This is a genomic window from Asanoa ishikariensis (assembly GCF_900107455.1).
Lineage (GTDB): Bacteria > Actinomycetota > Actinomycetes > Mycobacteriales > Micromonosporaceae > Asanoa > Asanoa ishikariensis.
Map to the genome: position 1 here is coordinate 1,724,502 of NZ_FNQB01000002.1, position 25,885 is coordinate 1,750,386.

The window sequence follows — 25,885 nt, forward strand, 5'->3', positions numbered from 1 at the left end:
CTACCCGGTGAGCTGATGAGCCTCCGGCAACGTGTCCGTCTCGTCGTCGTGCTCGGTTCCCTGATCGCGATCGGTCCACTGACCATCGACATGTACCTGCCGGCCCTGCCGTCGATCACCGACGATCTGGGCACCACCTCGACCGCCGTGCAGCTCACGCTGACCGGCACGCTGGCCGGGCTCGCGCTCGGCCAGTTGGTGATCGGTCCGCTCGCCGACGCGTTCGGCCGCCGCCGGCCCCTGCTGGCCGGCCTGGCTCTGCACGTGCTGGCTTCGGTGCTGTGCGTCGTCGCACCGACGATCGGGGTCCTCGGCACCCTGCGGGTCGTGCAGGGGCTCGGCGTCGCGGCCACCTCGGTCGTCGCGATGGCCGTGGTCCGCGACCTGTTCAGCGGCAGCGCCTTCGCCCGGCTCTTCTCCCGGCTGATGCTGGTGATGGGGCTCGCGCCGATCCTGGCGCCGACGCTGGGCAGCGCGGTGCTGGAGGCGACCAACTGGCGCGGCGTCTTCGTCGTGCTCGCCGGCTTCGGCGTGCTGCTCACGCTGACGGCGTTGCTCGCGCTCCGGGAGACACTGCCGCCGGAGCGCCGTCGCCGGGGTGGGGTGGCCGACACGGTGCGCACCTACGGCGCGCTGCTGCGCGACCGGGTGTTCGTCGGGATGGTGTTGGTCGCCGGGTTCGCGATGGCGGCGCTGTTCGCCTACGTCGCGGGTTCGAGCTTCGTCTTCCAGGACCAGTACGGCCTGGACGAGCGCCAGTTCGGCATCGCGTTCGGCGCCGGCGCGGTCGGCCTGATCACGGCGACCCAGCTCAACGTTCGTCTACTGCGCCGCTGGACGCCGCAGCGCGTCCTCGTTGCCGCGCTGACCTTGGGCACCACCGCCGGTGGCCTGCTGATCGTCTTCGCCGCGACCGGCTTCGGTGGCCTGGCCTCCCTGCTCGCCGCGCTCTGGCTGGTGCTGTTCTCGGGCGGCCTGGCCATGCCGAACTCGGCCGCGGTGGCGATGACGCGGCACGGCGAGGCCGCCGGCACCGCGGCCGCGCTGCTGGGCGCGGTGCAGTTCGGCACCGGTGCGATCGCCGCGCCGCTGGTCGGGGTGCTCGGCAACGACGGTCTCGCGATGGCCACCGTGGTCGCGGGTGGCATGGTCGCCGCGACGCTGGCCCTGGTGCTGGTCGCTCGCCCGCACCGGATGACCGACCCGGAGATCACCCCCGCCGCGATTCCCGAGCCGGCCGTCGCCTAGCAGTCTGGCATTACCGGCCAGTAGCCCGCGGTGAGCGTGTTTCGCTGGGTGAATGGCCGGATCCATCAACCCCGCCCGATCGGAATGGGACGTCATCGTCGTAGGCGGTGCGCCGCCCGGCGAGACGATCTCGCTCTACAGCAGCGAGGCCGGCCTGTCGGTGGCCCTGGTCGAGCAGGACCGGGTCGGTGGCGAGTGCCTGTTCTGGGCGTGCATGCCGAGCAAGGCGCTGCTCCTGCCGGTGCAGACCCGAAACCTCGCCATCGACACTCCGGGCATGCGGCAGCTCGTCAACGGCCGCCGGGTCGACGCCGCGGCTGTCCTGGCGCGCCGCGACGAGATCACCTTCAACCATGACGACAAGGTTCCCGTCGACCTCATGCTGCGCAACGACGTGGACGTGATCAGGGGCCGCGGCCGGCTCGCCGGCCCCCGTACGGTCGAGGTCAGCGACGACGGGCGGACCCGGGAGATCACCGCGCGCCGGGCGGTCGTGCTGTCGCCCGGCACGGACGCGGCGGTGCCGCCGATCCCCGGGCTGGCCGAGGCCAAGCCATGGCGGTCCCGGGACGTGACCAACATGCACGAGGTGCCGCGCCGGGTCGTCGTGATCGGCGGCGGCGTGGTGGCCTGCGAGGCGGCGACCTGGCTGCGCGGGCTGGGCGTCGAGGAGCTGACGCTGGTGTTCCCCGGCGAGCGCCTGCTGGGCATGAAGGAGCCGTTCGTCGGTGAGCTCGTGCTGGCCACGTTCGAGGCCGACGGCATCACCGTCCGGACCGGCACACCGGTCGACGGGGTCAGCCGGGAACGGGTCGACGACCGGGGCATCGGGCGCCGCCACGGCGGCGAGGTCACCGTGACCGTCGGGGGAGGCGAGCAGATCGTCGCGGACGAGGTGCTGGTCGCGACCGGCCGCGTGCCGAACAGCCGGGACATCGGGTTGGAGACCGTCGGTGTGGAGACCACGGACCGCGGCTTCGTCGAGGTGGACGACCACATGACGGTGCCGGGGACCGACTGGCTCTACGTGCTCGGTGACCTCAACGGCCGGGCGCTGCTGACGCACATGGGCAAGTACCACGCCCGGATCGCCGGCGAGGTGATCGCGGCGCGGGCCGCCGGGCAGCCCTTGGACGAGCGGCCCTACAACGCGTACACGGACCATGCCGACCGGGACGGCGCGCCGCAGGTGATCTTCTGCGACCCGGAGGTCGCCTCGGTCGGCCTGACCGAGGCGGAGGCGCTCGACCGGGAGCTCCCGGTCGAGGTGGTGGAGCGTGACTTCGCCGGCATCGACGGCGCCCGGCTGGCCCGCGAGCACTATGTCGGCCGGGCCAAGCTGGTCGTCGACAACGTCAACGACAGGCTCGTCGGTGCCACCTTCGTGGGGCCCGGGGTCAGCGAGCTGTTGCACGCCGCGACCGTCGCGGTGACCGGCAAGGTGCCGGTGCCCGCGCTGCGGCACGCGGTGGCCAGCTTCCCGACGATCAGCGAGATCTGGCTCTACCTGCTGGAGCAGCTCCGTCAGCAGCGCGCGGCGGCGTAGCGGAGCCGGATCCCGCTGAAGCCGAGCGTGCTGCCGACGACCTGGTCCCAGAAGGGCCACAGGTTGGGCAGCACGCGGAGCTGGATGCCGGCGGCCTCGTGCAGCGCGAACAGGTCGCCGACCGGCTCCGGTGGCCCCAGCGGTGCGACCGGCTCGGTCGCCACGAGCGCGTGCTCGGCCGCGCCGATCGGGCGGAACGGCGCGGCCGGCAGGCGGTAGCCGTAGAGCGTCACGGCGCGCATCTGTTCCAGCGCGCCGTATTCGACGGCGTGCACCCGGTCGCCGGAGCCCGCACCGATGATCCGGTCGCGGTCCTCCGGCGTCGTTTCGGGTCGCACCCAGGCCATCGCCCGCGGTGTGTCGCGCGGGAACCAGTAGTCGGGCGCGCGGTCGTGGCCGACGGCCCAGACGTACGCCTCGGTCTCCGCCGACGTCGCCGCCACGTGCGGCACGAACAGGGTGATCGTCGGGTCCTCGGAGAAATGCATGACCTCGTCGTCGGCCGGGCGCATCCGGCCAGTCTCTCAACCGGTGCGCAGTTCCTCCACCGCCGTGCTGCTGCGCAGGAACAGCAACCCGACGCCGACGGTGACGATCACCGCGCCGACCGCCAGGGCGCCGTACGCCGCGAGGCTGTCGTAGGCGTGGACGAACGGTGCGGAGAGCCCGTAGTTGCTCACCTCGTCGCCCGTCACCGGAGCGATCAGCGACGTGCCGACGACGAGCGCGAGCACGACCGACGGGACGATCGGGACGAGCGAGTGCCACAGGATCGAGCGCGCGAGCACGGCGCGTGGCACACCGGAGGCGACCAGCGCGGCGTACGCCTGCCGGCGCGAGACGATCCCTTCGCCGACCGAGACGACCAGCCCGGTCGCGGCGATTACCACGGCGACCACGATCGCGAGGTCGACGAGGTCGATGGTGTTCAGATAGAACCCGTCGCCGCTGTCGAGGCCGTAGTTCGCGCCCTCCGCCGAGGCCGTCTCGAGGTCGCGCATGATCCGGAAGAAGGAGCGCATCTCGGCTGCGCCGGCGCCCACGAACACGCAGGCGAGCAGAGCGGCGAACGTGCGCGCCCCGTGCCACGGGTCGTTGGTCAGCCGGCGCGCGGCGAGTAGAGCCGAGGGCCACCGCGAGAATCGGTGCAGGAGGCGGCCGGCGGCGTACGAGATCCAGCCGGTGCCGAGGATGACGCCCAGCGTCGCGGCAAGGGCGCCACCCGCGCCCATCGTGTTGAGCAGCCAGTCCGGCGCTGACCGCTCGCGGTCTGAGAACCACCTGAGCACTGGGGCGATGCTGCCGAAAGTGACCAGGCCGAGCACGATCAGCGCGCCCGGCCAGGGGAGTGGAGCCCGGTTACGCCGGGCCCGGCGGACCACCCCCAGCGGTCCGACCACGACCCGGCGCAGCAGCAGGGCGGCGGCGAGCGCGGCGACCAGCGGCAGTGCCACGGCGGTGACCGCGACCTGCCACAGCGGGGGCAACACGTCCGTCGGCAGCGCGCGCAGGCCGTCGGAGCCCGGTCCGTCGAGCAGCGGGCGGGCCGCGAAGAAGACACCCAACCCGGCGGCGACGCCGAGCACCGCGGCAACCCCGGTCTCGGCCACCGCCACCAGCGTCGCCTGGCCGGGTGTGGCGCCGGCGAGGCGGAGCCCGGCAAGTCGCCGATCCCTGGCTGGGGCGCCGAGCCGCGAGCACTGCCCGGCCAGCGCGAGGATCGGGATGGTCAACAGCAGCAGCGTGAAGACGGTGCCGCCGCGCAGACCGGGCTCGTCGAGCAGGGCGTTGCGGTAGCGCCCGTTGTTCTCGTACGCGCCCAGCTCGGGAATCGCGATGACGGTGAGGGCCGACAGGATGGCGAGGGCGGCCAGCACCACGCTGAACGCGGTGAGCGCCACCCGCACTCCGTCGGTGCGGCTGCCGGCCAGGGCCAGGCGCGCCACGGTGCCCGGCTTCATCGCCCGTGCCTGCCCTGTGCCGCGGTCAGGCCGAGCCCGGTCGGGTCGACCAGGCCGTCGCGCAACGCCACCTCGCGGTCCGCGTACGCGGCGACCTGTGCGTCGTGCGTGACCAGCAGCACGGTGGTGCGCTGCTCGTGCGCCAGCCGGACCAGCTCGCCGAGCAGCGCCTCGCTGGTGCGCGAGTCGAGCGCGCCGGTGGGCTCGTCGGCGAATAGCACCCGTGGCTCGGTGACCAGTGCCCGCGCCGCCGCGCAGCGCTGCTGCTGGCCGCCGGACATCTCGCCCGGCCGGACGTCGGCGACGTCGGCGACGCCCAGCCGGTCGAGCCACCCCACCGCGGCAGTCCGTGCCTCTCGCCGCCCCGTGCCGGCGAGCAGCAACGGCAATGCCACGTTCTCCGCCGCGGTCAGCTCGGCCACCAACTGTCCGAACTGGAACAGGACGCCGAACTCGGTGCGCCGCAGGCGCGACCGCATCTTCTCCGACCAGGTGTCGATCTGGTGCTCGCCATAGGTGATCTCACCGGCGTCCGGCCGCAGGATGCCGGCCAGACAGTGCAGCAGCGTCGACTTGCCACAGCCGCTGGGTCCGGTGATGGCGAGGATCTCGCCCTCGGCGACGGCGAGGTCGACCAGCCGCAGGGCGGGCGTCGGCCCGTAGGACTTCACCACGCTTCTGGCGCGCAGAATCGTCATGGGTGCACCTCCCGATGCAGGTCGGCGACGCGTTCCAGGGTGTTGGCAACCCAGCGCAGGTCGGCGTCGAGATGGAGAATCGCGAAGTCGGCGGCTACCACGTCGCCGAGCGAGCTGTCCGGGTCGGTCTTGACCGCGGTCAGCGACCGAAGTCGCTCCATGTGCGCGGCCCGCTGGGCGACGAGATAGTCGCGGGCCCGATCGGCGCCGCTGACCAGCACCGCGACGGCGACCTTGGCGAACAGCACGCTCGTCACGTACGGCGCCGGCGGCTCGATCTCGCCCAGCCAGTCGTCGAGCCGCTTGCGCCCGGCCTCGGTGATCTCGAAGCTGGTGCGCTCCGGCCCACCCTCCTGGTCGTGCCCGGCGGTGGTCACCAGCCCGTCGCGCTGCAACCGGCCGATCGTGGCGTAGACCTGGCCGAAGGCCACCGGCTTGGCCTGTGGCAGCCGTTGGTCGTGCGACCGCTTGAGCTCGTAGCCGTGCATGGGACCGCCGGTCAGCAGCCCGAGGAGCACGTGCGCGGTCGACATGACGCACACTATTCATTGAGCGAATAGTGTGCGTCAAGTCTTCGTGCGCTTAGAGCATTTTGTCCAAAGTGATCGGTAGGTCGCGGATCCGCCGTCCGGTGGCGTGGTAGACCGCGTTGGCGATGGCGGGCGCGATGCTGACGATGCCGATCTCGCCGAGACCCTTGCTGCCGGTCGGGTTGAACGTGTCGGGCTCACCGACGAAGGTGATGTCCAGGTCGGGCACGTCGCGGTTGACCGGCACCAGGTAGTCGCCGAAGGTGCCGTTGGCGACCCGGCCGGTGTTCGGGTCGTACGCCAGCTCCTCCAGCATGGCCATGCCGATGCCCATCACGGCGCCGCCGATCGCCTGGCTGCGGGCCGTCTTCGCGTTGAAGACCCGGCCGCCGTCGATCACCGAGACCAGCCGGCGGACCCGGATGAGCCCGAGGTCCTCGTCGACGCCGACCTCGGCGAACGCGGCGGCGAACGCGCCGGCCGGCGCCACGTCGGCGTGCGTGGCCGCACCGGCCAGGTCGGAGTATCCCGTCACCTCGAGCTCGTCGAGACCGTGCCGGTCGAGCAGGGAGGCGAACGACTCGCCCGGGTGGCCGTCCAGCCGGGCGAGCTGGTCGGCCAGCTCACTCGCGGCGTCCTGGATCGCCGCACCCAGCGCGCCGGCCAGCCCGGAACCGCCCGACTGCGGCGCCGGCGGTTGGTCGGTGTCGCCGATCACGACCCGGACCTGGTCGACGTCGATGCCGAGCAGCTCGGCGGTGAGCTGGGCGGTGATGGTGTAGGTCCCGGTGCCGATGTCGGTGCCCGCCGTGCGCACCGTCGCGTTGCCGCGGCGGTCGACGACGAGCCGGACCGTGCAGGGCAGGGCGTAGAACTCAAAGGTGGCGCTGGCCATGCCCTGGCCGACCAACTGGTCGCCGTCGTGCGTCGACCGGGGTGCCGGGTCGCGGCCGGGCCAGCCGAACCGCTCGGAGCCGACCTCCAGGCAGTCGCGGAGTGCCTTGCTGGACCAGGGCTTTCCGGACACCGGGTGCACCTCGGCGTAGTTGCGCAGCCGCAGCTCGACCGGGTCGACGCCGGTCTGGTCCGCCAGCTCGTCGAGCGCCGACTCGAGCGCGAAGTGCGCCTCGATCGCGCCCGGAGCGCGCATGAACCCCGTGAACGGGATGTTCAGGTGCGCCCGCCGTTCGTGGGTGGCGACGTTGTCGCAGGCGTACGTCGACGGCGTGACGGCCACGATGGGCGAGGGCAGATGGTCACCGAGCCCGTTCGCGGCGATCGCGTCGTGGTCGATCGCGGTCAGCCGGCCGTCGCGGTCAGCGCCTAGCTGGACACGTTGGCGGCTGGCGGCGCGGTGCCCGACCGAGTGGAACATCTGGGGCCGGCTGAGCACGAGCTTGACCGGCCTGTCCAGCACGCGGGCGGCCAGCGTGGTCAGCACCGTATGGCTCCACAGCCGCAGCCCGGCGCCGAACCCGCCGCCGAGGAACGGGATCAGCACCCGGACGTTCTCCTCCGGCACCTCGAACATGACCGCCAACGCGACGCGCAGGAACGACGGCGCCTGGGTGGTGTCGTGCACGACCAGCCGGCCGCCCTGCCAGCTCGCCACGGTGGTGAACAGGCCCATCGGGCTGTTGGCCTCGGCACCGATCGTGTACGTCCCGTCCACCGTGACGTCGGCCGCCGCGAGCGCCGCCGGCACGTCGCCGCGGCTGCTCGCCATGCCGAACGGGTTGTCCTCGACGGCGGCCCGCGGGTCGTCGATGTCGAGCACGGGCTCCTCTTCGGCGTACTCGATCTCGACCAGCCGTGCCGCGGCCACTGCTTGCGCACGGGTGTTGGCCACCACGATGCCGATGTGCTGTCCGTAGTGCAGGATCCGGTCGTCCCGCAGCGGCCGCCGCATGGTCGAGCCCAGCGCGTTCTGCGGTGGGTCGGTCAGCGTCGGCGCGTTGTCGTAGGTCAGCACCCTCAGCACGCCCGGCGCGGCCTCGGCCTTGCTCCGGTCGATCCGCGTGATCCGTCCCGCCGCGATCGTCGACGAGACCAGCGCGGCGTGGACCTGACCGGGAAGATCGAAGTCGGACGGGTACGGCGCCGCGCCCGCCACCTTGCGCCTCCCGTCGATCCGGTCGATCGGCCGTCCGATCACGTTCTCCTTGGCCAGGGTCGCGGTCATGAGGTCACCGTCCGCAGGATTCGTACGATCGTGCGCTTGGCCAGCTCGACCTTGAACGCGGTGCCGGGCACCGTGAACGGGTCGCGGATGGCCGCCTCGGCCGCGGCGCGGAACGTGCGCTCGCTGGCCGGCGCGCCGACCAGCACCGACTCGGCCTCCCAGGCCCGCCAGGGCATCGTGCCGACCCCGCCCAGCCCCAGCTTGGCCCAGGTGATCGTGCCGTCCTCGACCGTGACGGCGGCGCCGGCCGAGGTGGTCGCGAACTCGTACGACGTGCGGTCGCGCACCTTGAGGTAGCCGGACCGGGCGCCGTCCGGCAGCAGCGGCACCTGGACGTGGGTGACCAGCTCACCGTGGCGCAGGACGTTCTCCACGTCGGGCCGGTCGCCCGGGGTGCGGTAGAACTCCGTCAACGGGACCGTCCGGGTGCCGTCGGCGTCGAGGAGCTCGACCTCCGCGTCCATCGCCACCAGCGGCACGCACAGGTCCGACGCGTGCAGCGCGATGCACGACGGCCCCGCCCCGAGGATCGCGTGCATCCGGGCGACGCCCTCGATCGCGGCGCAGCCCGAGCCAGGATCGCGCTTGTTGCAGGCGCCCACGTCGGGGTCGCGGAAGTAGCGGCACCTCGTGCGCTGCAGAAGGTTCCCGCCGATGGTTGCCATGTTGCGCAACTGGGTGGAGGCGCCGAGCAGCAGGGCCTCCCGCACGAAGGGCAGCCGCTCCCGCACGGTCGGGTCGGCGGCCAGCTCCTCCATCGTGGTCAGCGCGGCGACCCGCAGCCGGTCGCCGTCGCGGGTGACCCCGCGCAGCGGCAACCGTCCGATGTCAACGAACCGGCTCGGGTGCACGACCTGGTCCTTGAGCGCCAGGTCGAGCTCGGTGGTCCCACCGGCGAGGAACACCGCGTCGGGATCCTCGGCGACCAGCGCCAGCGCGCTGCCCTGGTCCGCGGCACGCACGTACTCGATGTCGGTCATGAGTCCGCCACCTCGCGGATCGCGGCGACGATGTTCGGGTAGGCCGCGCAGCGGCACAGGTTGCCGCTCATGAACTCGCGGATCTCGTCGTCACTGCCGGTCCGGCCCTCGCGCAGCAGCGCCACCGCTGACATCACCTGTCCGGTGGTGCAGTAGCCGCACTGGAGAGCGTCGTGCCGCACGAACGCCTCCTGCATCGGGTGCGGGTGACCGTCCTCGGCCAGCCCCTCGATCGTCGTGATCTCACTGCCGTCGCACTGCGCCGCCAGCGCCAGGCAGGAGACGATCCGCTTGCCGTCGCGCAGCACGGTGCACGCGCCACAGGCGCCCTGGTCGCACCCCTTCTTGGTGCCAGTCAGATGAAGCTCGTCGCGCAGGGCGTCGAGCAGGGTGGTGGTGCTGTCCAACCGGACGGGATAAGTGCGTCCGTTGACCCGCAGTTCGACGGTGACCTGCGTCGAGCGGGCGGTGGTTGCCGAAGACATAGGGGCTCCTCGTGGCCGGCGGCCGCTTTCGGGCGACGCTACCGGCGCGCCCGAGCGCGGGTGGCGCTTCGGGAACCTTTGCCGGATGCGCAAAGGTCGATGCGCGACACTGGCCCCGTGACGGACACGATCTGGGCTTTGGTGCCGGCCGCGACCCGCTGGCTCGACGCGGCCAACGGGACGGACGACGCCGAGCTGGGCTGTCGGATGCTGAAGGTGACCGAGGAGGCCGGCGAGGTGGCCAGCGCCTGGATCGGGATGCGTGGGCAGAACCCACGCAAGGGCGTCACCCACACCAGGGATGACGTCGCCGCGGAGCTCGCCGACGTGGTGATCACGGCGCTGGTGGCGATCGAGAGCCTCGGCCTGGACGCCCGCGCGACGCTCGAGGCGACCGCCGCGAAGGTGCACGCCCGCATCGACGCCTAGAGCAGACCCGCCTCGCGCATCAGCCGCGAGAGACCGGCGCCGTCCGGAGCCCACAGCCAGCGCTGCGCCCCGGTGCCCCGTGAGCGTGGGCTGTTGTCGTGGATGGGCAGGGCGCCGGCCAGCACCGCCTGGGCCGGCGACAGCCGGCGGATGGCGACCGCGGCCACGTTCTCCGGGTGGTCCCGGGCGAACTCGGCGTAGATCTCCGGGTCGTGCTGGCCGTCGTCGCCGATCAGCAGCCACTTCACGGTGGGGAACTCGGCCGCGAGTCGGCGCAGGCTGGCCCGCTTGTGGTCCTGGCCGCTGCGGAACCAGCGGTCCCGCTGCGGACCCCAGTCGGTGAGCAACAGCGGACCGGCCGGGTAGAGGTGCCGGGACAGGAACCGGGTCAGGGTTGGCGCGACGTTCCAGGCGCCGGTGGACAGATAGAGCACCGGCGCGCCGGGGTGCGCGGTGACCAGCCGTTCGTAGAGGACGGCCATCCCGGGCACGGCGGCCCGGGCGTGCTCGTCGAGCACGAAGGTGTTCCACGCCGCGAGCAACGGGCGGGGCAGCGCGGTGACCATGACCGTGTCGTCGATGTCGGAGACGACCCCGAAGGTCACCGCCGGGTCGACGATCCGCACCGGCACCTGGACCGGCTTCGCGCCCGGGGTGCGGATCAGCACGGTCTGCCAGCCGGGCGGCAGGTCGACCTCGACCCGCGCGTCGATGAAGCCGCCCCGGTCGGTGCGCAGCACCCGGCGCCGGTCGCCGGCCTCGATCTCCACCTCGGCGGCGTTGACGGCCACCGTGGCGAAGCTGCGCCAGCCCCGCACGATCTTGGCTTTCTTGTTGGGCGCGGCGGTCGTCGTCTCCGGCCCGGGCGGCGGTGCGTCGCCCGGCCCGGGGCGGCTGAGCAGCACCCGGCCCATCACCCGCACCCAGCCCGGCGCGCCGTAGCCGGTGTAGGGCACGATCGTCGCCCGCCATCCCCGCCGGCGCATGCGACGTTCGAGCATGCCGCGGACGGCGTCTTCGGCGCGGGCGGCCCGGTGCAGGACCGGGGCGGCAGGCGGCAGCGACACGCACCCACCCTGCCATAACCGGCTGAACGCGGCGCGGCGGTGGTGGATCTTGAACGTCTCATGACCGGAATTCCGGACAGGGGAGCCGGGACACATCAGAGGCAAAGCTTTTCCGCAGAATGCAGTGATCAAGAACGTACGCGAGGGATAGTTGATATATGGCGGGCACGGCGCCAGCGCGGCCCGACGGCAACGGTTGCCGGCGGCGGGCCTCCGCGCGCCCGTCAGAGCTGTGCGCGACCCTCGTCGAAGAACGCCACGATCGCGTCCGCGTTCGGCAGCTCCTCGATCGACCGGGCCGCACCGAACGGCGCGTTCCAGAACTCGCCCTGTCGCGCCGTCCACGGTCCGACATACGCGTACGGCTCGTTGTGCCACGCGTCGCCGGGGGAGATCCCGTAGTTGACCTCGTTCTCGGTGACCGAGACGTCGAAGTGCTCCGGCCACAGCACGGGCATCTGGCTGGGCACCGCCCGACGCAGCGCCGCCTCACCCTCGGTGAACCACGCGCCCAGATAGGCCGCGATCGCCACGTCGACGACCAGCGCCTCGTCTTCCCGCACGCCCGAATGGTCGTCGTAGATGTCGGGCACCCCGGCCTCGATGTCGGCCGCCGCCGCGAGCCCCGCCGGCGTGTTGCCGGGCAGCGCCAGCCGCTGTTCGCCCACGACGAGGTCAGCACCCTCGACCCGCAGCTCTGGTGTCTTGGTGGTCGCGAAGCCGCCAGGCACCACGCGCAGCCGGATGGTGCCGCTGTCGCGATACTGCGGCCCCGCCAGCAGGAGCTCGGCCACGCCGTGCCAGGCACGGCGGGTCTCAGCGAGACGGCGTCCGGTCACGCCGCCAAGGCTACCGGCGACACCCAGTCGTCCGGCCCCAACGCACCACAACCCGCCGTAGTGAACCCCGGAGGTGCTAATGCAAGTCCCCGCTCCGTTCGCCTATGAACGGGCGACGAGTGTCGAGCATGCGATCGCGTTGCTCGGTGAACTGGGCCCTGAGGCCCGGGTCGTCGCCGGTGGTCACAGCCTTATCCCCATGATGAAGCTCCGGCTCGCCCGCCCTGACGCGTTGGTCGACATCAACGGTCTGGGCGCCGAGCTGGCGCAGATCCGGGTCGACGGTGACGAGCTCGTCATCGGCTCCCTGGCCCGGCACGCCGACCTGCTCGGCTCGGCCGTCGCCGGTGAGCATTTCCCGATCTTCCACGACGCCGAGAAGGTGATCGCCGACCCGGTGGTGCGCAACTTCGGCACCGTCGGCGGCTCGCTCTGCCAGGCCGACCCGGCGGAGGACCTGGCCGCCGTGTTCGCCGCGCTCGACGGCGTAGCGACCGTGCGCGGCCCGGCCGGTGTCCGCCAGGTGCGGGTCCGCGAGCTGCACGTCGGTCCCTACGAGACGGTGCTCGCGCCCGACGAGCTGATGCTGGAGCTGCGGGTGGCGATCCGGCCCGGCGGCGGCAGTGCCTACGAGAAGGTCGAGCGCCGCGTGGGCGACTACCCCGTGGCCGCGGCCGGCGCGGTCATCTGGCTCGACGGTGACACGGTCCGGGACGTCGGCATCGGGCTCACCGCGGTCGGCGCCGCGCACTTCGCGGCCCCCGAGGCCGAGGCCGCGCTGCGCGGGCAACCGGCCACGGAGGAGTCCTTCCGCGCGGCCGCCCAGCTCGCCGCCGAGCACTGCAACCCCAGCGCCGACCAGCGCGGTCCCGTCGACTACAAGCGACACCTCGCCGCCGAGCTCACCACCCGCGCGTTGCGCCGGGCGGCGGCTCGCGCCCGAGGCCAGGAGGCATGACGATGGAAGTCACGATCAACCTCAACGGCACGCCGGAGACCCACGAGGTGGAGCCGCGGCTGCTGCTCGTGCACTTCATCCGGGAGAAGGCCGGGCTGCGCGGCACGCACTGGGGCTGCGACACGTCCAACTGCGGCACGTGCGTGGTCTGGCTCGACGGCAAGCCGGTCAAGTCGTGCACGGTGCTCGCCGCGATGGCCGACGGCCGTTCCGTGCGCACCGTCGAGGGGCTGGAGCAGGGCGGCCAGCTCGACCCCGTGCAGGAAGGCTTCATGGAGTGCCACGGGTTGCAGTGCGGGTTCTGCACCCCCGGCATGCTGATGACCGCGCGGGCGCTGCTCGACGACAACCCTGACCCCACGGAGACCGAGATCCGCGAGGCGATCTCCGGTCAGCTCTGTCGGTGCACGGGCTACGAGAACATCGTGCGCTCGGTCCGCTGGGCGGCCGAGAAGGAGCAGGGCGGCCCGGTCACCGAGTCCGAGACCCCCGCGGAGGTGACGGCATGACCACGGTAGAGGAGCGGCCGCACACCGGGTTCGGTCGGACGCTGCGCAAGGAAGACGTGCGGCTGGTCCGGGGCAAGGGCAACTACGTCGACGACGTGCGCCTGCCCGGCATGCTGCACGGCGCACTGCTGCGCAGCCCGTACGCGCACGCGAAGATCAACTCGATCGACACGTCGGCGGCCGAGGCGCACCCGAAGGTGCTCGCGGTGATCACCGGCGAGACGCTCAAGGGTCTGGGCCTGGCCTGGATGCCCACGCTGTCGTACGACGTGCAGGCGGTGCTGGCCACCGACAAGGTCCGCTACCAGGGCCAGGAAGTGGCCTTCGTGATCGCCGAGGACCACTACTCGGCGCGCGACGCGGTCGAGCTGATCGAGGTCGACTACGAGCCGCTGCCGGTGGTCGCCGACGCGAAGAAGGCGATGGACGCCGACGCGCCGGTGATCCGTGACGACAAGGAAGGCCAGACCAACAACCACATCTTCGACTGGGAGTCCGGCGACCAGGCGGAGACCGACGCGGTGTTCGCCAACGCCGAGGTGGTCGTCGCCGAGGACATCCTCTACCCGCGCGTGCACCCCGCACCGCTGGAGACCTGCGGCTCGGTCGCCGACATGGACCCGGTGACCGGCAAGCTCACGCTCTACACCACGAGCCAGGCCCCGCACGCGCACCGCACGGTGTACGCGCTGGTCGCCGGGCTGCCCGAGCACAAGATCCGGGTGATCGCGCCGGACATCGGCGGTGGCTTCGGCAACAAGGTCGGCATCTACCCCGGCTACGTGATGTCGATCGTCGGCTCGATCGTCACGGGCAAGCCGGTCAAGTGGGTCGAGGACCGCGCCGAGCACCTGATGAGCACGGCGTTCGCCCGCGACTACCACATGCGCGGCGAGATCGCGGCGACCAAGGACGGCAAGATCCTGGGCCTGCGGGTCAAGGTGCTCGCCGACCACGGCGCGTTCAACGCGACCGCACAGCCGACCAAGTTCCCGGCCGGCTTCTTCCACGTGTTCACCGGTTCTTACGACCTGCAGGCCGCGCACTGCACGGTCACCGGCGTCTACACCAACAAGGCGCCCGGCGGTGTCGCGTACGCCTGCTCGTTCCGCATCACCGAGGCGGTCTACCTGGTCGAGCGGATGGTCGACGTGCTCGCCTACGAGCTCAAGGCCGACCCCGCCGAGCTGCGCATGAAGAACCTGATCCAGCCGGAGCAGTTCCCCTACACGACCAAGACCGGCTGGGAGTACGACTCGGGCGACTACCCGAAGGCCCTCCAGCTCGCCATGGACATGGCGGGTTACGACGAGCTGCGCAAGGAACAGGCGGAGAAGCGCGAGCGCGGCGAGCTGATGGGCATCGGCGTGGCCTTCTTCACCGAGGCGGTCGGTGCGGGCCCGCGCAAGCACATGGACATCCTCGGGCTCGGCATGGCGGACGGCGCCGAGCTGCGGATCCACCCGACCGGCAAGGCGGTGCTGCGGATCTCGGTGAAGACCCAGGGCCAGGGGCACGAGACGACGTTCGCCCAGATCGTCGGCAACGAGCTCGGGCTGCCCACGGCCGACATCGACGTGGTGCACGGCGACACCGACCAGACGCCGTTCGGCCTGGGCACCTACGGGTCCCGGTCGACGCCGGTGTCCGGTGCCGCGACCGCGCTGGTGGCTCGGAAGATCCGCGACAAGGCACGGATCGTCGCCTCCGCGATGCTGGAGGTCTCGCCCGACGACCTCGAGTGGGAGGGCAACCGCTGGCAGGTCAAGGGTGATCCGGAGCAGGGCAAGACGATCCAGGAGATCGCCATGGCCGCGCACTCCAGCCTGGAGCTGCCGGAGGGCGTCGAGGGGCACCTCGACGCGACGACCGTCTACAACCCGCCGAACCTGACGTACCCGTTCGGCGCGTACATCTGCGTCGTCGACGTCGACAAGGGCACCGGCGGGGTCAAGGTGCGGCGGTTCATCGCGGTCGACGACTGCGGCGTGCGGATCAACCCGATGATCGTCGAGGGCCAGGTGCACGGCGGCCTCGCCGATGGCGTGGGCATGGCGCTGATGCAGGTGATCGCGTTCGACGAGGAGGGCAACCACCTCGGGGCGTCCTTCATGGACTATCTCCTGCCGACCTCGCTGGAATGCCCGTCGTGGGAGCTCGGCGAGACGGTCACGCCGTCGCCGCACCACCCGATCGGCGCCAAGGGCGTCGGTGAGTCGGCCACGGTCGGCTCGCCGTGCGCGGTGGTCAACGCGGTGCTGGACGCCATCAAGCCCTACGGCGTGCGGCACGCGGACATGCCGCTCACACCGGCCGCGGTGTGGGGCGCCATGAACGGCCGGCCGATCCGGACGGACCTCGCGATCCCGTGATGTCCCCGACTGAGGTGAGGGCGAACGAGCTGCGCCAGGCGCGCAGCCCGTTCGTCCTCGCGGTCGTGGTCCGCGCCGAGCGGCCCACCTCCGCGAAGCCGGGCGACCGGGCGATCATCCATCCCGACGGCACGATCGAGGGCTTCGTCGGCGGCTCCTGCGCCGAGTCGACCGTGCGGATCCAGAGCCTGCGCCAGCTCGCGGCCGGCGAGTCGACGCTGCTGCGGATCACGCCGGGCGGCGATGCCACCGGGCCACGCGACCTGCCCGGTCTCGTGGTCACCGACAACACCTGCCTGTCCGGTGGCACCATCGACGTGTTCCTGGAGGTGGTCGTGCCGGCGCCGCTGTTGCAGGTCTACGGCGACACCCCGATCGCGCGGGCCCTGGTCTCGGTGGGGTCGGCGGCCGGCTACGAAGTGCGGATCGCGCCGGCTCCCGGGCCGGTGCCCGCCGACGCCCTCGCGGTCGTGGTCGCCTCGCACGGGCACGACGAGACCGGCCTACTGACAGAGGCCGTCACCGCCGGGGTTCCGTACATCGCGCTGGTCGCCTCGCCGAAACGGGGTGCGGCGGTGCTCGCCGAATCCGGCGTGCCGGCGGGGCGGGTCAAGACGCCGGCGGGGCTCGACCTCGGCGCCCGTACCCCCGGTGATGTGGCCATCTCGATCCTGGCCGAGGTGGTCGCGGCCCGGACGGTCGCCAAGCCCGCACCGGCGCCGCGCACGGCGTCCGCCCTGCTCCAGATCGGCCTCGGCGTGCCCACCTCGCCGGAGATCGCCATCGACCCGATCTGCGAGATGGAGGTCGTCGTGGAACCCGGTGCGCTGTCCTACGAGCACGACGGGCGCACCTGGTACTTCTGCGCTCCCGGCTGCCGGAAGAAGTTCGCCGCCGACCCCGCCCGGTGGGGCGGATGAGCGGCGACCTGCCCGCCGACATCGGTGGGCTGACGGCCGCGCTCGACCGCACCGGCTACCTCGCGGACGAGCCCCTGGCCACGGCCATGTTCCTGGCCACCCGGATGCCGGCGCCGATCCTGCTCGAAGGCGAGCCCGGCGTCGGCAAGACCGAGGCGGCCAAGGCGCTCGCGACCGCGCTGGACACCCCGCTGGTGCGGCTCCAGTGCTACGAGGGGCTGACCGTCTCGGAGGCGCTGTACGAGTGGAACTACCCGCGCCAGCTCCTCGCGATCCGGCTGGCCGAGGCGTCCGGCGAGACGTTGGCCTCGGCCGACCTGTTCACGCCCGAGTTCCTGTTGCGCCGCCCGCTGCTGTCCGCGCTGGAGCATCCGGGGCCGCGGCCGGCGGTGCTGCTGCTCGACGAGGTCGACCGGGCCGACGACGAGTTCGAGGCGTTCCTGCTGGAGCTCCTGGCGGAGGCGACGGTCACCATCCCGGAGCTGGGCACCCGGCGCGCGGTGCTGCCGCCGATCGTGGTGCTCACCTCCAACCGCACCCGCGACCTGCACGACGCGCTCAAGCGCCGCTGCCTCTACCACTGGATCCCGTACCCGGCCGCGGACCGGGTGGCGGCGATCGTCCGTCGCCGGGTGCCCGGCATCGGCGACCCGCTCGCCGACCAGGTCGCCGCGGCGGTCCAGCGGCTGCGTGGGCTCGAGCTCTACAAGCCGCCGGGAGTGGCCGAGGCGGTCGACTGGGCCACCGCGCTGCGGGTGCTGGGCGTCGACTCGCTGACCCCGGCGGCCGCCACGCGGACGTTCGCGGCCGTCGTGAAATACGACGAAGATCTGGCCACGGTACGCGGCAGCGGGCTGTTCGATGCCTGATTCGTCCACCGTGGACCTGGCCACCGTGGTGGCCCGGTTCGGTGCGCTGCTGCACGACTCCGGCGTGGCGGTCGGGCCGGACCGCAGCGAGCGGTTCGCGCGGGCGGTGCTGCTCACCCGCCCGGCCACCACCCGCGCGCTCTACTGGTGCGCCGCCGCCACGCTGCTGGCCGACCCCGCCGACCGCCCCGCCTTCGACCGCGCCTTCGATCTGGTGTTCGGCGGAATGGTCGACGACGCGTCCAACCGGGGCGGTGAAGGGGGCTCGACGTCGTCGAGCTCGAATGTGCCGCCCCGGCCCGGTCGCGCCGACGGCGGGCAGCCGGGTATCGGCGACCGGTCACCGGGTTCGCCTCCTTCGGCGAACGGGACACGTAGCCCGTATCCGGTGATAGCGACGGCGACCGAACGACTCGGTGGTCGCGACTTCGCGAAGCTTTCCCCCTCTGAGCTCGCGGAGCTTGCCGTCGCCATGCGGCGGCTCCGTCTTGCCACCCCGCCGCGGCGCAGCCGGCGCACCGTTGTCGGACGGCGTGGACCCTCGGTCGACCTCCGCGAGAGCTTGCGTGCCGCGCGGCGGACCGGCGGCCATCCGGTGCGACTGAGCCGACGTCGACCGCGCACCAAGCCACGCCGGCTCGTCGTGCTCTGCGACATCTCGGGCTCGATGGCGCCCTATGCCCGGGCGTTGCTGCAACTCGTCTACTGTGCGGCCGAGGGCCAACGCGCCGAGGTCTTCACCTTCGCCACCCGGCTGACCCGGCTCACCCGGGTGCTGCATCGAGTGCCGCCCGCGGTGGCCCTGGAACGGGCGGGACGCGCGGCACCGGACTGGTCGGGCGGCACACGAATCGGCGCGGCGTTGCGGACGTTCATCGACGAACACGGCGCCCGCGGTATGGCCCGCGGTGCGGTGGTCCTGATCCTGAGCGATGGTTGGGACACAGGTGAAGCAGCGGAGCTGGAACGGCAGATGATCCGCTTGTCACGGCTGGCTTATCGAGTGGTTTGGGCGAACCCGCGCACGCAAAGCGCGAAGTTCCGACCGCTGACGGGGGGAATGGCCGCCGCGTGGCCGCATTGCGACGCGGTGGTGAGCGCGCACCGACTGGACGCGCTCGACGAACTGTTAGCGGCTCTGGCGGCGGGGAACAGGACCGACCATAGTGATAGCTGGGGGCGATGATCGTGCGGGACGTGCTCGCTGACCTTTCACGCTGGTGGCGTGACGGTCGACCAGTGGGGATGGCCACGGTGGTTGGCACCTGGAAGAGTGCCCCGCGGCCACCCGGAGCCACCATGCTCGTCGGCCCCGACCAGACCGCCGTGGGCAGCGTGTCCGGCGGCTGCGTCGAGGCCGCCGTCTACGAGTTGGGCTTGACCGCGATCGAGACCGGCCAGCCGCATCTCCAGCGCTACGGGGTCAGCGACGACGACGCGTTCTCCGTCGGCCTGACCTGCGGCGGCATCATCGACATCTTCGTCGAGCGGATCGACCCGGCGTCGTTCCCACAGCTCGGTGAAGTCGTCGCGGCGATCGAGGCGGAGTCGCCGGTCGCGGTGGCCACGGTGATCAGCGATCCCGGCGGCCGGGTGGGCCGGCGGGTGCTCGTCTGGCCGGACCGCGTCGACGGCTCGCTCGGCTCGGCGCATTTCGACGACGCGCTGACCGGGGACGTACGCGGGATGCTGGCCTCGGGGCTGACCGGGCCGCTGCGCTACGGCCTCGACGGCGAGCGGCTCGGCGACGAGGTGACGGTGTTCGTCTCGTCGTACGCACCGCCGCCGCGGATGCTGGTCTTCGGCGCGATCGACTTCGCATCCGCGCTGGCCAAGCAGGGCGCGTTCCTCGGCTACCGGGTCACGGTCTGCGACGCCCGGCCGGTGTTCGCCACCAACCGCCGCTTCCCGGGCGTCGAGGTCGTCGTCGACTGGCCGCACCGCTACCTCGCGGCCGAGATCGAGGCCGGCCGGGTCGACGGGCGCACCGTGGTCTGCGTGCTCACCCACGACCCGAAGTTCGACCTGCCGGTGCTCCAGCTCGCCCTGGAGCGGGAGTTCGCCTATGTCGGTGCGATGGGCTCCCGGCGGACCCACGACGACCGGGTCACCGGCCTGCTCGAAGCCGGGGTGGCGGAGGCGCAGCTCAAGAAGCTGCACTCGCCGATCGGGCTGGCGCTGGGCGCGCGCACGCCGGAGGAGACCGCGGTGAGCATCACCGCCGAGATCATCGCCGACCGCTGGGGCGGTGGCGGACAGAAGCTGTCCACTCTGGACGGTAGCATCCACGAGAACCTCGACCGACGCTGACTGGGAGACCCTGCAATGGAGCTGGAACACGAGTTCACCGTGGCGGCACCCGTCGAGCGCGCCTGGGAGGTCCTGCTCGACCTCGACACGGTGGTGCCGTGCATGCCCGGCGCGGCGCTGACCGGCCAGGACGGTGACAACTTCGACGGCACGGTCAAGGTGAAGCTCGGCCCGGTCTCGATGACGTTCGCGGGCAAGGGCCGGTTCGTCGAGCGCGACGAGGCCAGCCGCACCGTGGTCGTCGAGGCCGCGGGGCGCGACTCCCGCGGCGGCGGCACGGCCAAGGCCACGGTCCGCGCGACGCTGACCCCGTCGGCCGACCCGTCTTCTACGGACGTGCACGTGCGCACTGACCTGGCCGTGACCGGCCGGATCGCCCAGTTCGGCCGCGGCATGATCGCCGACGTGAGCGGCCGGCTGCTCGGCCAGTTCACCGACTGCCTACAGGGCAAGCTGGCCGGTGGCGCGACGGTGCCCGCCGGCCAGACCGCGACCTCGGCCGGCGCCGCCGCCTCCGGTTCGGCTGCGGCGGGTGCCGCGGCGACCAACCCGCCGGTCGGCTCGGCCGCGTCGGGCGGTGGCGGTGCGCCCCCGAACGGCCGGGTGGCCGGCCGTCCGGAGGCATTCCACGGCACCACGCCGGCGGAGCGGGCCTTCCCGGGTCAGCTCGACTCCGAGGAGCGACAGGCGTTCACGGAGGAGCGCCAGGTGACGTTCACCGAGACCGAGGTCGAGCCCGTCGACCTGCTGGCGGTCACCGGCCTCGACACCGCGGCCCGGCGCGTCCTGCCGTACGCCCTGGCTGTCGTCGCGGGCATCGCGATCGGCGCGATCTTCTTCCGGCGGCGCGCGAAGAGCTAGATCTGGTTGCGGCCGCCGTCGACGAACAGCTCGATGCCCGTGATGAAGCTGCTCTGGTCGCTCGCGAGGAAGAGCACGGCGTTCGCCACCTCGTCCGGGCTGCCGACGCGGCCCATCGGAATCGTGCTGGCCAGGTGCGACTTGAGCTGCACGGCCTCCTCCTGAGAGGGGGCGAGACCGTCGATGCCCGGGGTGTCGATGGTGCCGGGGCTGACCGCGTTGACGCGGATCGAGCGTTCCTTCAGCTCGGCGGCCCAGGTGCGGGCGAACGAGCGCACGGCGGCCTTGGACGCCCCGTACACCCCGAACGCCGCGTTGCCGAGGCTGCCGGCGTTGGAGGACTGGAGGATGACCGACGCGCCGTCGTTCAGCAGCGGCAGCGCCTTCTGAACCGTGAACAGCATGCCCTTGGTGTTGGTGCCGAACGTCTCGTCGAAGTGCTTCTCGGTGACCTGCTCCAGGGTGGAGAACTCACCGCCGCCGGCGTTGGCGTAGAGCACGTCGACGCGCCGGTTATCGCCGGCCACGGTCGCGTAGAGCCGGTCCAGGTCGGCCAGGTCGGCGACGTTGCCCCGCACACCGGTCGCGTGGTGCCCGATCCTGGCCACCGCGGCGTCGAGCGCGTCCTGGCGCCGCCCGGTGATGTAGACGTGCGCGCCCTCGGCCGCGAACCGTTCCGCCGCCGCCAGGCCGATGCCGCTGGTGCCGCCGGTCACGATGGCCGTCTTGCCGTCAAGCTGCCCCATGTGCGGGTGCTCCTTCTGTGCCGTGTTTTTTATCGAACACTAAAAAACGTAGGCCGGCTTCTGACGAGTGTCAACTGGGTGTGACGGATCAGGCCCGCGACGGCCAGGCGGTCATGGCGGTGTCCACGATCTGGTGTAGCTGCTCGCGGGTCGCTCCGCCGGCGGCCTGCACGGCGATGCCCTGGTAGATGGTGGTGAAGTAGCGCGCGAGGCCCGCGGGGTCCGCGTCGGCCGGGAGCTCTTTGGTGTCCACTGCCCGTTCCAGTCGCGCGCGCAGACCCGCCTCACCGGCCGCTCGCCGCGCCGTCAGCTCCTCGCGAGCGGTCTGGGCGCCGGGGGAGCAGGCGAGGGCGCCCTGCACCGTGATGCAGCCGCGCGGGTGGTCAGGGTCCGTGGTCGCGTCGGCGGCGCCGTGCAGTAGGGCCTCCACCGCGCCCCGCGCCGTGGGCTGGTCGAACGCCTCGCGGATGTAGCGGGCCGGGCCGTCGGCGTACCGGTCGAGGACCTTGCTGAAGAGCTGTTCCTTGTTGCCGAAGGCGTTGTAGAGGCTGGGCGCGTTGTTGATGCCCATGGCCTTGGTGAGGTCGGAGATGGCGGTGCCCTCGTAACCCTGGCGCCAGAAGACCTCCAGCGCCCGGTCGAGAGCCGCCTCGCTGTCGAACGTGCGCGGCCGTCCGCCTGCCATGATCGCCTCCGTCCGGATTTATAGCCATTGCTAAAATACCCCGGATTCGGCGATCTGCCAGGGCGCCGTCAGGCGCTCACCAGCGTCTTGTCCCGCGAGCCACGCAGGACGGCGGCGGCGAGCTCCGGAAGGCGGTCCGGCGTGACCAGCCCGGCCAGCTTGGTCGGGCTGCTCGGCAGGCGGACGGCCTTCGCGGCTGCGGTGACCCGCTCGTCCAGGTACGGGCGGACGTCCGGCCAGACCGCCTGGACCTCACGCAGGTAGATGTCGGCGCCGGTCGGGCCGATCCCCGGGAACTCGGTCAGCGAGGCCCGCAACGCCGCCCGGTCGCCGCCCGCGTCGCGGTGCAGGCGGCGCAGGTCACCACCCCACCGGTCGAGGACGAGCTGGGCACCGCCGGCAAGCTGCCTGATGGCGGGGCCGCCGTAGCGGATGTAGTGGGCCCGGGCCAGGGTGTGCCACAGCGTGTGTTCGTCCGCGGCCAGCATCGCCCGGGGCGAGGTCAGGCCCGCCTTGAACAGCTCGCGGGCACCGGCCACCGCCACGTTCGCGGAGATCCGGGTGCTGAGCAGCTTCACCAGCACCAGCAGTTGATAGAGCGGCTGCGGCCGGTCGGCGAGGCGGATACCCGCCTGGTGCGCGTACGTCTCGCCGTACCGGTCCAGCAGCCGCTCCACGCGGTCGTTCTGGGTCATGCGCCCCTGGGTTTCCCAGGTGGGGCGATCTAACCCGGGTCCGCCCGCCGTGCAGGATTTTGTTCCGGAAGCGATGAGTCGCGGGCACCGGCGCGGTACATATCTCGACCGCACTTCGAGGAGGAAGATCGAGATGATGCACCCAGAGATTCGCGAGCTGCTCGACCGGGTCTACGCGGCGTGGGGCGACGCCGACGCGTTCGCCGCGCTCTACCGCCCGGACGCGACGGTCGTCATGCCCGGCGTGTTCCGGCAGGGCCGCGCGGCCGTGCGCGACTCGATGGCCGCCGCGTGGGCCGGCCCGCTGCGCGGCTCGCGCGCGGTCGACGAGCCGGTGGACGTCCGGGTGCTCGGCGACACCGCGGTGGTGGTCAGCCGGGCCGCGATCGTGCTCGCCGGCCAGGACTCACCAGCACCCGGCGCCGAGCGAATCGCGACCTGGGTTTTGACCCGGTCACCGGGCGAGGACTGGGCGGTGGCCGCGTACACGAACACCCCGGCGGCCGCGTGACCCTCTCCGTCGAGGCGCACCGGTCCGAGCTGCTCGCGCACTGCTACCGGATGCTCGGGTCGGTCGACGACGCCGAGGACGTGGTGCAGGAGACGATGCTGCGCGCCTGGCGCGCCCGGGACAGCTACGACCCCGGGCGCGCCTCACCGCGCACCTGGCTCTACCGGATCGCCACGAACGCGTGCCTGACCGCGCTGGCGGGCCGGGCCAGGCGACCATTGCCGTCCGGGCTCGGCGCGCCACCCAGCGACGACCCGGACGCGCCCCTGACGCCGTCCTTCGAGATCCCCTGGCTGCAGCCGTTCCCGGACGCCCGGCTGGCCGACGACCCGGCCGGCGTCGTGATCCGCCGGCGCAGCCTGCGGTTGGCGCTGGTCGCCGCGCTCCAACTGCTGCCTCCCAGACAGCGGGCGGTGCTGCTCCTCCGGGAAGTGCTGGAGTTCTCCGCGGCCGAGGTGGCGGACCTGCTGGACACGTCGGTGCCCGCGGTCAACAGCGCCCTGCAACGGGCGCGGGCGGCGCTGTCCGAGGTGGGGGAGAGCTCGGTGGCGGAGCCCGACGACAGCACCGTCCGCGACACGGTCGACCGCTACGTCCGGGCGTTCGAGATCGCCGACGTCGACGGCCTGGTCCGGCTGCTGACCGCCGACGCGGTCCTGGAGATGCCGCCGGTCCCGCTCTGGTACCGCGGCCGCGACGCCTACGGCGCGTTCCTCCGGCGGGTGTTCGCGATGCGCGGCGACTTCTGGCGGGTGGTCCGCCTGGAGGCCAACACCCAACCGGCCTTCGCCGCGTACGTCCGGACCGAAGCGGGCTTCGCCCTGCACACCCTGCAGGTCCTGACGGTGACGCCCGCCGGCCCGATCTCGCGCAACGTGGTCTTCCAGGACCCGGCCGTCTTCGCCGACTTCGCCCTGCCGCCCACCCTCGCCGCCTGACGGTGGCGGGCCCGGAGCCAGCCGGCTCCGGGCCCTTTTCGCACCCTCTAGGGGCTGGTGCAGGTGATGCCGCTGGGAGCGGTCGAGCCGTCGCCGGTGGCGGTGAAACCGAACGTGGTCGAGGCGTTCGGCCCGACCGTGCCGTTGTAGGGGGCGTTCCTGACCACGACCCGGCCGGTCGTGCCGGAGTTGGTGCCGTTCCAGAGGCTGCTGATGGCCTGGCCACTGGCCATGCTCAGGGAGACCGTCCAGCCGTTCAGCGCGGTGGCGGTGTTGTTGGTGACGGTCACCTCACCCTGGAAGCCGCCGGGCCAACCGTTGCCCGCGCGGTAGGTGGCGACGCAGGTGCCCGTACTGCCGGTCGGCGGCGGGGTGGTCGGAGGCGCGGTCGTGGGTGGCGCGGTCGTGGGTGGCGCGGTCGACTCGAACTGGCTGAAGAACCTCCAGATCTCGCCCGAGGTCCAGGTCCGCGAGTCGTTGGGACTCCCGGAACCGTCGACCGGGCTGGGCGTGTGGTCACCGTCGAACGCCGCCCATTGGACCGGGTAACCGGACCGGCATCCCGAGTAGGCGGTGGTGATGTGGCGAAGGCTGCCTCGGCTCGGCTCGGCCGGGCTCTGCCCGGTGCAGCCGTTGTTCCGGACGAACGTGTCGCGCAGTTGCCGGCCCTGGGAGATGTTCAGCACGCTGTCAAAGGTGCCGTGGATGCCGAAGTAGGCGACGGGCTGCGTACCCCCGTTGCACCCGCTGAGGTTCGCGCCGGACAGGACGGTCACCGCGCGGATGACGGTGGGGCGGGCGCAGGCGACCGCGTAGCTCATGGCGCCGCCGTAGCTCCAGCCGAGGGCGAAGCGCTGTGTCGTGTCGACGCAAAGGTCGTTCTCGATCTGCTGCGAGATGTCGTCGAAGAGGGTCAGGTCCCGACCGTTGCTGTTGGCCCAGCCGGCGTTCAGACCCTGAGGAGCCACGAAGATCGTGGTGTTGTTCGACAGCGGCGCCAGTCCGTAGTAGCCGGCCGAGGTCACGTTGTTGGCCGAGCCGTTCAACCAGTGAAAGGCGAAGACCAGCCGGTACGCGTGGTTCCTGTCGTACCCGTCGGGGATCCTCAGGTTGTAGCTGCGGCTCTGTCCACTGCTCGAGATGGTGCGTGTCCCGCTGGTCAGCGTGGGGGTCTTGCCGCAGCCCGCGGTCGCGGCGAACGTGTCGTTCGGCGCCGCCACCGCCGCGGTGCGGAAGTCGCCGCTCAGCACGGCGACGGCGGCGACCGCGAGGAGAGCCGCGGCGGCCGCGATGGAGGGGAGAAGGTGCCTGCGTTTCGGCATTGCGTGACTCCTTGGGCGTGTGTGCTGGTGGATCGCCAGCAACTCGCCCGCCCAGGAGCCTGGGGCGCGCCGATCGCCGAGGGCGTCCGGGCCGGGCATGCGGCTTGGCGACCGTCGGCCGGCGACAGGGTGCGGTCGCCTGGATCGACGGAGTGGCCCGGACTGTTCACCTACCGGTAAAACATCGGAAGAGCGTGCCCTTCGCTCCCGGTAAAAGATAGCAG

26 protein-coding genes are annotated in these 25,885 nt (G+C 72.1%); 13 read left to right on the forward strand and 13 right to left on the reverse strand.

Annotated features, from left to right (window positions below; all coding sequences use genetic code 11):
• Window positions 1-15: 15 nt before the first annotated feature.
• Both BLV39_RS22435 and BLV39_RS22440 read left to right on the forward strand, forming a co-directional pair.
• Window positions 16-1,248, forward strand: coding sequence for a multidrug effflux MFS transporter (locus tag BLV39_RS22435; protein WP_090797695.1), 1,233 nt, complete (start codon window positions 16-18; stop codon window positions 1,246-1,248).
• A 52-nt stretch (window positions 1,249-1,300) separates the two neighbouring features.
• The gene (locus BLV39_RS22440; RefSeq protein WP_090796111.1) at window positions 1,301-2,794 is read left to right on the forward strand and encodes a dihydrolipoyl dehydrogenase family protein; all 1,494 of its coding nucleotides are present in this window, start codon (window positions 1,301-1,303) and stop codon (window positions 2,792-2,794) included.
• Here BLV39_RS22440 and BLV39_RS22445 read toward each other — a convergent pair.
• From BLV39_RS22445 to BLV39_RS22475, 7 genes are read right to left on the reverse strand one after another with little or no spacing between them, the layout of a single operon-like run.
• Window positions 2,773-3,306, reverse strand: coding sequence for a DUF6886 family protein (locus BLV39_RS22445; RefSeq protein WP_090796114.1), 534 nt, complete (start codon window positions 3,304-3,306; stop codon window positions 2,773-2,775). The two genes, BLV39_RS22440 and BLV39_RS22445, sit on opposite strands and share 22 nt — an antisense overlap.
• A gap of 12 nt (window positions 3,307-3,318) precedes the next feature.
• On the reverse strand, window positions 3,319-4,755 hold the full coding sequence (locus BLV39_RS22450) for an FtsX-like permease family protein (RefSeq protein ID WP_090796118.1): 1,437 nt from the start codon (window positions 4,753-4,755) through the stop codon (window positions 3,319-3,321).
• The gene (locus tag BLV39_RS22455) at window positions 4,752-5,453 is read right to left on the reverse strand and encodes an ABC transporter ATP-binding protein (RefSeq protein ID WP_090796121.1); all 702 of its coding nucleotides are present in this window, start codon (window positions 5,451-5,453) and stop codon (window positions 4,752-4,754) included. Before BLV39_RS22455 ends, BLV39_RS22450 begins: the two co-directional genes overlap by 4 nt.
• Window positions 5,450-5,986, reverse strand: a complete 537-nt coding sequence (locus tag BLV39_RS22460; protein WP_090796125.1) for a PadR family transcriptional regulator — start codon at window positions 5,984-5,986, stop codon at window positions 5,450-5,452. The genes BLV39_RS22455 and BLV39_RS22460 overlap by 4 nt, the downstream gene beginning before the upstream one ends.
• A 49-nt stretch (window positions 5,987-6,035) precedes the next feature.
• A complete protein-coding gene (locus BLV39_RS22465; protein WP_090796128.1) occupies window positions 6,036-8,165 on the reverse strand; it encodes a xanthine dehydrogenase family protein molybdopterin-binding subunit in 2,130 nt (709 codons plus the stop codon).
• On the reverse strand, window positions 8,162-9,145 hold the full coding sequence (locus tag BLV39_RS22470; protein WP_090796132.1) for an FAD binding domain-containing protein: 984 nt from the start codon (window positions 9,143-9,145) through the stop codon (window positions 8,162-8,164). The genes BLV39_RS22465 and BLV39_RS22470 overlap by 4 nt, the downstream gene beginning before the upstream one ends.
• Window positions 9,142-9,630, reverse strand: a complete 489-nt coding sequence (locus BLV39_RS22475; RefSeq protein WP_090796136.1) for a (2Fe-2S)-binding protein — start codon at window positions 9,628-9,630, stop codon at window positions 9,142-9,144. Before BLV39_RS22475 ends, BLV39_RS22470 begins: the two co-directional genes overlap by 4 nt.
• A gap of 117 nt (window positions 9,631-9,747) precedes the next feature.
• Between BLV39_RS22475 and BLV39_RS22480 the strand changes: the two genes are divergently transcribed.
• Window positions 9,748-10,059: a MazG-like family protein gene (locus BLV39_RS22480; RefSeq protein WP_239083781.1), complete on the forward strand. Its 312-nt coding sequence runs from the start codon at window positions 9,748-9,750 to the stop codon at window positions 10,057-10,059.
• On the opposite strand, the gene BLV39_RS22485 is transcribed toward BLV39_RS22480, so the two are convergent.
• Together BLV39_RS22485 and BLV39_RS22490 are read right to left on the reverse strand one after the other, a co-directional pair.
• Window positions 10,056-11,060, reverse strand: a complete 1,005-nt coding sequence (locus tag BLV39_RS22485) for an App1 family protein phosphatidate phosphatase (RefSeq protein ID WP_239083821.1) — start codon at window positions 11,058-11,060, stop codon at window positions 10,056-10,058. The two genes, BLV39_RS22480 and BLV39_RS22485, sit on opposite strands and share 4 nt — an antisense overlap.
• A gap of 290 nt (window positions 11,061-11,350) precedes the next feature.
• Window positions 11,351-11,965 carry a hypothetical protein gene (locus BLV39_RS22490; RefSeq protein WP_090796149.1) on the reverse strand — a complete coding sequence of 205 codons (615 nt, stop codon included), beginning with the start codon at window positions 11,963-11,965 and terminating at the stop codon, window positions 11,351-11,353.
• A 79-nt stretch (window positions 11,966-12,044) separates the two neighbouring features.
• On the opposite strand from BLV39_RS22490, the gene BLV39_RS22495 reads away from it, so the two are divergent.
• The 8 genes from BLV39_RS22495 to BLV39_RS22530 are packed head-to-tail and all read left to right on the forward strand — an operon-like array spanning window position 12,045 to window position 20,764.
• A complete protein-coding gene (locus BLV39_RS22495; RefSeq protein ID WP_090796153.1) occupies window positions 12,045-12,923 on the forward strand; it encodes an FAD binding domain-containing protein in 879 nt (292 codons plus the stop codon).
• A gap of 2 nt (window positions 12,924-12,925) precedes the next feature.
• The gene (locus tag BLV39_RS22500; RefSeq protein WP_090796157.1) at window positions 12,926-13,432 is read left to right on the forward strand and encodes a (2Fe-2S)-binding protein; all 507 of its coding nucleotides are present in this window, start codon (window positions 12,926-12,928) and stop codon (window positions 13,430-13,432) included.
• The gene (locus BLV39_RS22505) at window positions 13,429-15,804 is read left to right on the forward strand and encodes an aerobic carbon-monoxide dehydrogenase large subunit (protein WP_090796161.1); all 2,376 of its coding nucleotides are present in this window, start codon (window positions 13,429-13,431) and stop codon (window positions 15,802-15,804) included. The genes BLV39_RS22500 and BLV39_RS22505 overlap by 4 nt, the downstream gene beginning before the upstream one ends.
• 14 nt (window positions 15,805-15,818) lie before the next feature.
• Window positions 15,819-16,724, forward strand: coding sequence for an XdhC family protein (locus tag BLV39_RS22510; protein WP_204082824.1), 906 nt, complete (start codon window positions 15,819-15,821; stop codon window positions 16,722-16,724).
• Window positions 16,721-17,593 (forward strand): AAA family ATPase, encoded by an 873-nt coding sequence (locus tag BLV39_RS22515; protein ID WP_090796165.1) that lies wholly within the window; start codon window positions 16,721-16,723, stop codon window positions 17,591-17,593. The genes BLV39_RS22510 and BLV39_RS22515 overlap by 4 nt, the downstream gene beginning before the upstream one ends.
• Entirely contained in the window at window positions 17,586-18,779 is a 1,194-nt protein-coding gene (locus BLV39_RS22520) for a vWA domain-containing protein (protein ID WP_090796169.1), read from the forward strand. The genes BLV39_RS22515 and BLV39_RS22520 overlap by 8 nt, the downstream gene beginning before the upstream one ends.
• The gene (locus tag BLV39_RS22525) at window positions 18,776-19,903 is read left to right on the forward strand and encodes an XdhC family protein (RefSeq protein WP_204082823.1); all 1,128 of its coding nucleotides are present in this window, start codon (window positions 18,776-18,778) and stop codon (window positions 19,901-19,903) included. Before BLV39_RS22520 ends, BLV39_RS22525 begins: the two co-directional genes overlap by 4 nt.
• Before the next feature lie 15 nt (window positions 19,904-19,918).
• The gene (locus BLV39_RS22530; RefSeq protein WP_090796173.1) at window positions 19,919-20,764 is read left to right on the forward strand and encodes an SRPBCC family protein; all 846 of its coding nucleotides are present in this window, start codon (window positions 19,919-19,921) and stop codon (window positions 20,762-20,764) included.
• Here the strand turns inward: BLV39_RS22530 and BLV39_RS22535 are convergent.
• The 3 genes from BLV39_RS22535 to BLV39_RS22545 all read right to left on the reverse strand — a co-directional run bounded on the left by BLV39_RS22535 (window position 20,761) and on the right by BLV39_RS22545 (window position 22,890).
• Window positions 20,761-21,510: an SDR family NAD(P)-dependent oxidoreductase gene (locus tag BLV39_RS22535; RefSeq protein WP_090796179.1), complete on the reverse strand. Its 750-nt coding sequence runs from the start codon at window positions 21,508-21,510 to the stop codon at window positions 20,761-20,763. The genes BLV39_RS22530 and BLV39_RS22535 overlap by 4 nt on opposite strands.
• 88 nt (window positions 21,511-21,598) lie before the next feature.
• Entirely contained in the window at window positions 21,599-22,195 is a 597-nt protein-coding gene (locus BLV39_RS22540) for a TetR/AcrR family transcriptional regulator (RefSeq protein ID WP_090796183.1), read from the reverse strand.
• Window positions 22,196-22,263: 68 nt separating this feature from the next.
• Window positions 22,264-22,890: an HhH-GDP family DNA glycosylase gene (locus tag BLV39_RS22545; protein WP_090796186.1), complete on the reverse strand. Its 627-nt coding sequence runs from the start codon at window positions 22,888-22,890 to the stop codon at window positions 22,264-22,266.
• Window positions 22,891-23,023: 133 nt separating this feature from the next.
• On the opposite strand from BLV39_RS22545, the gene BLV39_RS22550 reads away from it, so the two are divergent.
• Window positions 23,024-23,401, forward strand: coding sequence for an SgcJ/EcaC family oxidoreductase (locus tag BLV39_RS22550; RefSeq protein WP_176985017.1), 378 nt, complete (start codon window positions 23,024-23,026; stop codon window positions 23,399-23,401).
• Window positions 23,398-24,339 (forward strand): RNA polymerase subunit sigma-70, encoded by a 942-nt coding sequence (locus BLV39_RS22555; protein WP_090796193.1) that lies wholly within the window; start codon window positions 23,398-23,400, stop codon window positions 24,337-24,339. The genes BLV39_RS22550 and BLV39_RS22555 overlap by 4 nt, the downstream gene beginning before the upstream one ends.
• A gap of 47 nt (window positions 24,340-24,386) precedes the next feature.
• Here the strand turns inward: BLV39_RS22555 and BLV39_RS22560 are convergent, their stop codons facing one another.
• Complete coding sequence (locus tag BLV39_RS22560; protein WP_090796197.1) at window positions 24,387-25,661, reverse strand: cellulose binding domain-containing protein; 1,275 nt, start codon at window positions 25,659-25,661, stop codon at window positions 24,387-24,389.
• Window positions 25,662-25,885 lie beyond the last annotated feature (224 nt).